This window comes from Streptomyces yerevanensis, assembly GCF_000716805.1.
GTDB lineage: Bacteria > Actinomycetota > Actinomycetes > Streptomycetales > Streptomycetaceae > Streptomyces > Streptomyces flaveus.
Window position 1 is genome coordinate 1 of record NZ_JNWJ01000132.1, and the last position, 6,848, is coordinate 6,848.

The 6,848-nt window shown below is 69.7% G+C and carries 5 protein-coding genes and 1 pseudogene; 3 read left to right on the forward strand and 3 right to left on the reverse strand.

Features of this window, described 5'->3' with window-relative positions; genetic code table 11:
- Positions 1 to 124: 124 nt before the first annotated feature.
- Positions 125 to 457, reverse strand: a pseudogene (locus OP79_RS47965) (ATP-binding protein); the annotation flags it as partial.
- A 10-nt stretch (positions 458 to 467) separates the two neighbouring features.
- On the opposite strand from OP79_RS47965, the gene OP79_RS47970 reads away from it, so the two are divergent.
- The 3 genes from OP79_RS47970 to OP79_RS47980 all read left to right on the forward strand — a co-directional run bounded on the left by OP79_RS47970 (position 468) and on the right by OP79_RS47980 (position 3,597).
- Positions 468 to 1,178: a hypothetical protein gene (locus OP79_RS47970; protein ID WP_033329539.1), complete on the forward strand. Its 711-nt coding sequence runs from the start codon at positions 468 to 470 to the stop codon at positions 1,176 to 1,178.
- Positions 1,175 to 2,344, forward strand: coding sequence for a helix-hairpin-helix domain-containing protein (locus OP79_RS47975; protein WP_033329540.1), 1,170 nt, complete (start codon positions 1,175 to 1,177; stop codon positions 2,342 to 2,344). The genes OP79_RS47970 and OP79_RS47975 overlap by 4 nt, the downstream gene beginning before the upstream one ends.
- 770 nt (positions 2,345 to 3,114) lie before the next feature.
- Positions 3,115 to 3,597 (forward strand): hypothetical protein, encoded by a 483-nt coding sequence (locus OP79_RS47980; protein ID WP_245685738.1) that lies wholly within the window; start codon positions 3,115 to 3,117, stop codon positions 3,595 to 3,597.
- Between the two features lie 78 nt (positions 3,598 to 3,675).
- Here OP79_RS47980 and OP79_RS47985 read toward each other — a convergent pair whose 3' ends face one another.
- Both OP79_RS47985 and OP79_RS47990 read right to left on the reverse strand, forming a co-directional pair.
- Complete coding sequence (locus OP79_RS47985) at positions 3,676 to 5,379, reverse strand: IS1182 family transposase (RefSeq protein WP_245685739.1); 1,704 nt, start codon at positions 5,377 to 5,379, stop codon at positions 3,676 to 3,678.
- A 101-nt stretch (positions 5,380 to 5,480) separates the two neighbouring features.
- Positions 5,481 to 6,539 (reverse strand): MerR family transcriptional regulator, encoded by a 1,059-nt coding sequence (locus OP79_RS47990; RefSeq protein ID WP_211271019.1) that lies wholly within the window; start codon positions 6,537 to 6,539, stop codon positions 5,481 to 5,483.
- Positions 6,540 to 6,848 lie beyond the last annotated feature (309 nt).

A 6,848-nucleotide genomic window follows, 5' to 3' on the forward strand; every position in this document is an offset into this window, starting at 1 on the left:
TCACCTTTCGGATCGAGGTAAGCCATTAGGCCCAGAAACATCCTCCAAGTTCCTCCCAGCTGAACTGGGAATATGACAAGGCGCCTCGTGGCGCAGCAGTGGATTCCGTCGGTGCCCCCTGCGGTCAGGTATCGGCTGACTGCCCGGCCTTGCTCCGGGTGTGGGCGAGTCGGTAGGAGTCGGTGCCGGTCTCGATGATCGTGCCGTTGAAGGTGAGCCGGTCGACGATCGCGGTGCAGAGCCTGGGATCGGTGAAGGTCTTGGTCCAGCCGCCGAAGGATTCGTTGGAGGCGATGGCGATGGCCTTGTTCTCCTCCCGTTCGGTCAGCACCTGGAACATCAACTCGGCGCCATGGCGGTCGAGTTCCATGTAGCCCAGCTCATCAATGCACAAAAGATCGACGCGCCCGTAGCGGGCGATGGTCTTGCTCAGCTGCTTCTCGTCCGCCGCGAGGAGTGAACCAGCCATGACACCGCGCAGCCTCGACGAACTCCTGGCCGGGGCCGAGATCCTGCAGGACACCTACGACGACGAAGACACCACAGCTTCCCGCCGGCGGATCGAACGCGAGGTGGCCGACACCTGGTGGCGCAGCGCGCTGCTGCTGGAGTCCTCCGCCCAGCAGGTCAAGCCCCGGCTCCAGGACGGCACTGCCCGGGTACGCGACCCGCTGGGCACCGCCCAGCACGAGCAGGCCGGCCGCGATCTGCGGGACCTGTCCACCCTGGTGATCCGCGACTCGAGAGCCGCCGACCACATCGCTCTGCTGGCCCAGTCCTGCCGGGTCGAGCCCGCCAGCGCCGGCAGCAGCACCGCGGCGCTGTGCCTGTACCTGATGCACCTGCAGCGCGGTGAACTCCGCGACGCCGAACACTGGGCCATCCAGGCAGCCTGCCTGGCCCGCCTGGAAAACCACACCCTCAGCAGTGACGACTGGACCAGCCTCCTGTCCCGGCCGCCCCGCCAGGGCGACGCCCACTGGTACACCCCCCCGGGCGATGATCGCCCGCACCATGGCGATCCTGCACTCCGGCATCGCCGCCGGCACCAGCGTCGTCGGCAGTCCCCTCAACACCGCACAGCCCCTGTGCCGTTCACTCGCCGTGGCGGTACAGCGCCTGGAGACCAGATCCGACGCCGACTACGGCACCGTCCCCCGAGCAGATCACCGGCATGATCGAGGCGTTTTCCGACTACGGCTTCCCGCAAAGCCACGCCCAGTCCATGGCCGGCATCATCTACGCCAGCGCCTGGATCAAACACCACTACCCGGCCGCGCTCCTCGCCGGGATCATGGCCAATCTGCCCATGGGCTTCTACGACTCCCAGACCCTGATCCAGGACGCGAAACGCCGCGGCATCACCGTGCACGGCGTCGACATCCAGGCCTCCGGCGTCCACGCGATCCTCGTCCCCGATCCGGACAGCCCTGTCGGGCAGCCCGCCATCCGGCGTGGCCTGACCAGCGTCACCGGCCTCAGCATGGACACCGCCCGCACGATCATCGCCGCCCGCACCGAGCAGCCCTTCCAGAATCTGGAGGACATCGCCCGCCGCACCCGCCTGCCCGCCCGGCTGATGGAACACCTCGCCGCAGCCGGGGCATTCGACAGCTTCGGCGACCACCGCCGCACCACCCTGTGGACGGCCGGCGCCTTCCCCCGCAGCCACCAGCCCTGCCTGCCCGGGCTCGGCGCCCTCGCGCCCGCCCCCGACCTGCCCGCCATGACCCCGGCCGAACAGACCGCCGCCGACCTGGCCACCACCGGCGCCAGCGCCACCACCCACCCCATCGAGCACGTCCGCGCCTACTTGGAACGACAAGGCGCCCTGCCCGCGGCCGCGGTACGCGCCCTGGCCGACCAGACCCGGGTACGGCTCGGCGGACTCGCCAAGTACCTGCAACGCCCGCCCACTGCCAACGGCGTCGCCTTCGGCGCACTCGAAGACGAAACCGGCATGATCAACCTGGTCTTCTCGCCCCCCTGTGTGGGAGCACCACCGGCACCTGCTGCTCGAGGCCCCGGCCGTCCTGCTGGAAGGCCATACCGAGCGATCACATGGCGCCTTCAACGTCATCGTGCACCGGGCGGAAGCCGTCGCACTTCCGGCATCCGCCCGGCGTCACCGCAGGCGATGAACGTGCGTGATCTCCTTCCGCGACGACGCGCGCCCTGCCGGAGCCGGTGCACCTCTCCGAGACGCCCACGCAGTTGCCGACGCGGAGAGCCAGTCCGCTCCCATATCCCGGACCTGGGAAGCGAAGTCAGAAACCGGCGTCCGGCTGGGATGCGCGGTTATCCGGCGCGGGTGAGGCTGGTGCCATGTCCGAGCGCCGCGTGATCGTCTACCCGCCGTCGGAAACTGGCGGCCGCAGGGTGCGCATCGACGATCGGATCCTTGGCACCGCGTACAGCCTCCACGACCTCACCGTGTTCCTAGCACGCCGGCCTGGCCGGCTGGGACGCACTGGATGTCGCCGAGTCGGAGTTGATCGAGTGGCACGAAGGCGGGCCAGAGGTGTGGGAACCCTGAACGCGCGCACGTACGGCGGGCGCAGCGCTTGTCAGCGGGCCTGCTCCGACGACAGCACGCGGTCGAGGTATTCGTCGAGGACCTCCTGGCCAACCTCACCGGGGGCCGCCGCAGTCCGCGACCGGTTCGCCAAGGATTTCCCCCACTCCCTGTGGGAGCGGCCGGACCGGCGCAAGTAGCCCGCGCCGAGCGGTACGTCAGGGTCAACAAGAAGTGGCGGGCCCCACCGCGGAGTCCACCACCAGCTGGTGGGCAAAACCTGCGGGTGGATGCGCGTTGGCGCAGGTCAGGTAGCGACGGGCGGCAGGCTCTGATCGTTCAGCTGTGGGTGTGCGCTCTGGTGGCAACGGCGTGAGCATGAGGGTATGGACGCGCGTCTCAGGGTGTCCCGCACCGCCGCTGCGGCTGTATTGCTCGTGGTCATGGCCGCCTGTTCCGACAACTCTGACCAGGCTTCCACGAAAGAAACCACAGCCCCAAACACTCCCACAGCCCCCGTCGCCCCCACGGTCGGAGCGCCGCCGGGGGCGGAGGTGCTCGGCACGGTACGGACAGGCGAGCCGTTCACCGTGACGGTCGTGTACAGCAACGACCCCGCCGACGATCCAGACCGGTGGCAGTTCACCGTACGCAGCGTGACCTGCGGCAAGCCGCTGGACCCCGCCGTCATGGCCCATGCAGCCGAGTCGGTCGGCTCGCCCACGCCCACTCCCACACCTGAGACCGGCAAACAGTTCTGCGTCGTGGCCATAGACGCGCTGAACGCCGGCAAGAGCGAGGCGGTCTGGAACGCCGACGGATCGGTGAGCCTAAACGTCGGCGACACCCGATACACCCCGTCGAGCGAGGACGCCGACTACGCCTTGGACTACGCGCAGTACTACGCCGGTAAAGGACAGACGGGACCGACCTTCGGGCGCAACCCGGGCAGCCGGGGACCGGCACACGGGGTCTTCCAGATCCCGACAGGACAACAGCCGACCAGCATCTGGGTCACCTCCGGCCCAGCCATCACCACGAGTGACGGCGTGGAACCGGGCTATCTAGTGCTCCTCAAATGAGGCGCATCTCCTTCTGGCCCCATTTGTCGGTTCATCGCGCTCAGCTTGACTCTGTCGGGGATCTTGGAGTTGCCGAGGTCAGGTGCCGAGGGTGCGCCAGGACTTTGGGCGGGGGATCCCCTGCTGGTCCAGGAAGGTCTGGAAGGCGGTCGGTGGTCTCGGTGAAGAGATTTCCTCGGTCGCTGGCCGGCTGCTGAGTCGTTCGATGTTCACGGCGATGGCCGTGAGTACGTGTTGCAGGTGTGCTTTCGGCTGTCCTCGGTAGCGGCAGCGGCGCATGCCGTGGCCGTGGACGAACTCGTTGACCGTGCCTTCCACTCCGGAGCGCACCGCGTAGCGGATCTTCCCCTCGGGCGTCTGCTGCTCGGTTCGGACGCGGAGTTGCAGGTCGCGGAGTTCTCGTGGGGGAAAGCCGACGTTGCGGGCGCTGTCGGCGGTGGTGGTGCAGCGGATGCGGGCCGGGCAGGGCCGGCACTGGCCCTTGGTGAACCGGGCCACGATCAGCGGGGCCGCGGTGGGCGAGGAGGTCGGGTAGGGGCCGTGCCAGCCCCGGCTGACCTGGCCCTGGGGGCAGGTCACCTGCTGGCGGTCGAAGTCGATGTGGAAGTCGTCCCGGCCGAAACCCTCGCCGTGGCGGTGCTGCCGGGTGGGGTTGCCCGGCAGTGGTCCGGTGACGGTGACCTCGTGCTGTCGGGCGGCCTGGTCCAGGTGGACCAGGGAGGTGTAGCCGCTGTCGACGAGGTGCTCGGCGGGCAGCAGGCCGCGGCGGTGCAGGCGGGTGTGGATGCCGGGCAGGACCTGGCTGTCGTGGGTGGTGGCCGCGGTGGTGGCCACGTCCGTGATCACGTTGGGGGCGTCGGGGGCACAGGTCTCGGTCAGGTGAGCGGAGAACCCTTTCCAGCTGATGATGTGTTCGTGGCGTGCGTAGCGGGCCGAGGTGTCGTAGGGAGAGACGATCGCCCGGGACGCGGGCGGCAGCCCGGGCCCGCCGTCCTCGTCGGTGCGCCAGAGCAGGCGGCCCGCGGTGTCGCGGTAGTAGTTCTGCACCATGATCTGGCGCAGGGCTTGGACGCGGGGGCCGCATGCTCGGTCCGCCCCGTGCTGGTAGAGGTGTTCCAGGAGCCGGCAGGCGTCGTTGCCGGTGGCGAGGATCCGGGTCTTGGGGCGGGTGGGGTTCTTGCCCAGGCGGACCGGACGGCCGTAGCGGCGCCCCCAGTCCTCATCGACCAGGCCGTCCAGCAGGTGCGAAGCGGTGCGGGCCACTTCCTCCAGCACGGCACGGACGGCCTCGGTGACCAGTTCCAGCCGGGTCAGGTCGCGCACCGCGGCCAGGATGTAGGTGGAGTCGGTGCGCTGCGTGGTGCGCTCGCGCACCAGCCCGGCCTCCTTGAGCCGGGCCAGGGCGAGGTCGAGGAGGCGGTCGGCGCGGTCGCCCTCGGTGAGACGGTCGCGGAAGTCGGCCAGCACGCTGTGGTGGAAGCCGGGATCGTCCAGCTCCAGGGCCATCGCGTACTTGAAGTCGATGCGGCAGCGGACCGCCTCGGCCGCTTGGCGGTCCGACAGATCCAGCAGGAACTGCAGCACGCAGACGGTGGCCAGCTGGGCGGGCGAGAGGCCGGGGCGTCCGTCGCGCGGATACCAGTCGGCGAAGTCCTCGTCGTACCACAGCCCGTCCAACCGGTCCCGCACCCATATCGCCGTCGTACCGTCCGGGTTGCTCGCCCGCGCGATCTGCGCGGTCAGAGACGGGACTTGCTCACCGGAACGGGGACGGAGCGACAACGGACACCTCGACGACTTCATCGGTACTCGTAACAGCCCCGAGCCTGCCCGCTGATCATGCTGCCGCACCGCGAAACTCCAAGATCCCCGACAGAGTCAAGCTAAGCCCTTGCTTCCACCACATCGGCGACCACACAGCTCACGTTGTCCGGCCCGCCCGCGTCGTTCGCCCCGGCGACGAGCGTGTGTACGGCCTCCTCGGGGTTGGGGACCGACGCCAGGGTCCGCTCGATGTCCGTTTCCGTCAGGGTCCCGTACAGTCCGTCGGAGCACAGCAGAAAACGGTCGCCGGGCCGGGCGTCCTGAAGGCGCATGTCCGGTGCCGGGACAGACGCGCCGCCGGTCAAACCCTTGAGGAGCAGGGCCCGTTGGGGATGGGCCGCAGCCTCCTCCACCGTCAGCCGGCCCTCGTCGACCATCGACTGGACGAGCGTGTGGTCGTGGGTGATCCGGAAGAGCTCGCCGTCCCGGAGCAGGTACGCGCGCGAGTCGCCGATGTGTACCAGGGCGAGCTGCGAGCCCGTCCAGAGCATCGCCGTGAGGGTCGTCCCCACCTCCTCGTCGGTCGCCGCGATGTCCCGTACCGCCCGCGTCGCCCCCTGCACCGCGTCCTCCAGCAGGTTCAGCACGCTGCCCGCGGGGAGCGTCTCGCTGTCCAGGACCTTCAACGCCTCCACGGCGGCTGTGCTCGCGGGCGCCCCGCCGGACCCGAAGCCGTCGGCCACGGCGAGGACGCGGGTGCCGGCGTAGGCGGTGTCCTGGTTCGCGGGCCGGACCAGGCCGGTGTCGGAGAGGGCGGCGTAACGGAGTTCCAGCATGACGGTGTCCTCCTCGGACGCTTGGGAAAGGTGGTCCACGAGGAACGCCGCCAGGTCCCGGCGCGTCGCCGTCTCGGCCTCGACCCGCGCCCAGTACGCCCGGATCTCACGGGCCGCGGCCGGCTCGTCCAGCGCGCACACCTGCCGGATCCGGGCCAGCGGCATGCCCAGCCGCCGTAACCACGCCACGAGCCGTGCCTGCTCCAGCTGCTCCACCGCGTAGTACCGGTAACCGGTCTCCGGGTCCACCCGGGCGGGCCGCAGCAACTCCAGCTCGTCGTACAGCCGGAGCGCCTTCGGCGACAGCCGGGACGCCTTCGCGAAGGCGCCGATCGTCAGCATGCCCACGGTTCCCCCTTCTCCCTGGGCCTCTGCCCTGGCCGTTCCTCGTTCCGTCCTCGATGCTGGGGCTTCACCGGAGGGGAAGGTCAATGGGCTGCTGGAGGCCGCCTACGGTCTCGCGCTGCGGGACGATCCGCGCGAGTCGGCTCCGCCGTACCCGGCGAAGCCGCCGACCGCCTGCCGGCCGCCCGCTCGGCCCGTGGGGCTGAGGCGCTGGCCTCCTGACCGGCCACGCGCCGGCGCTGTGCCGCTTCCGTGACGGGTGTCACGGGACAATATCGGGTTTGCGCTGATCGCCGTTATCGTTTC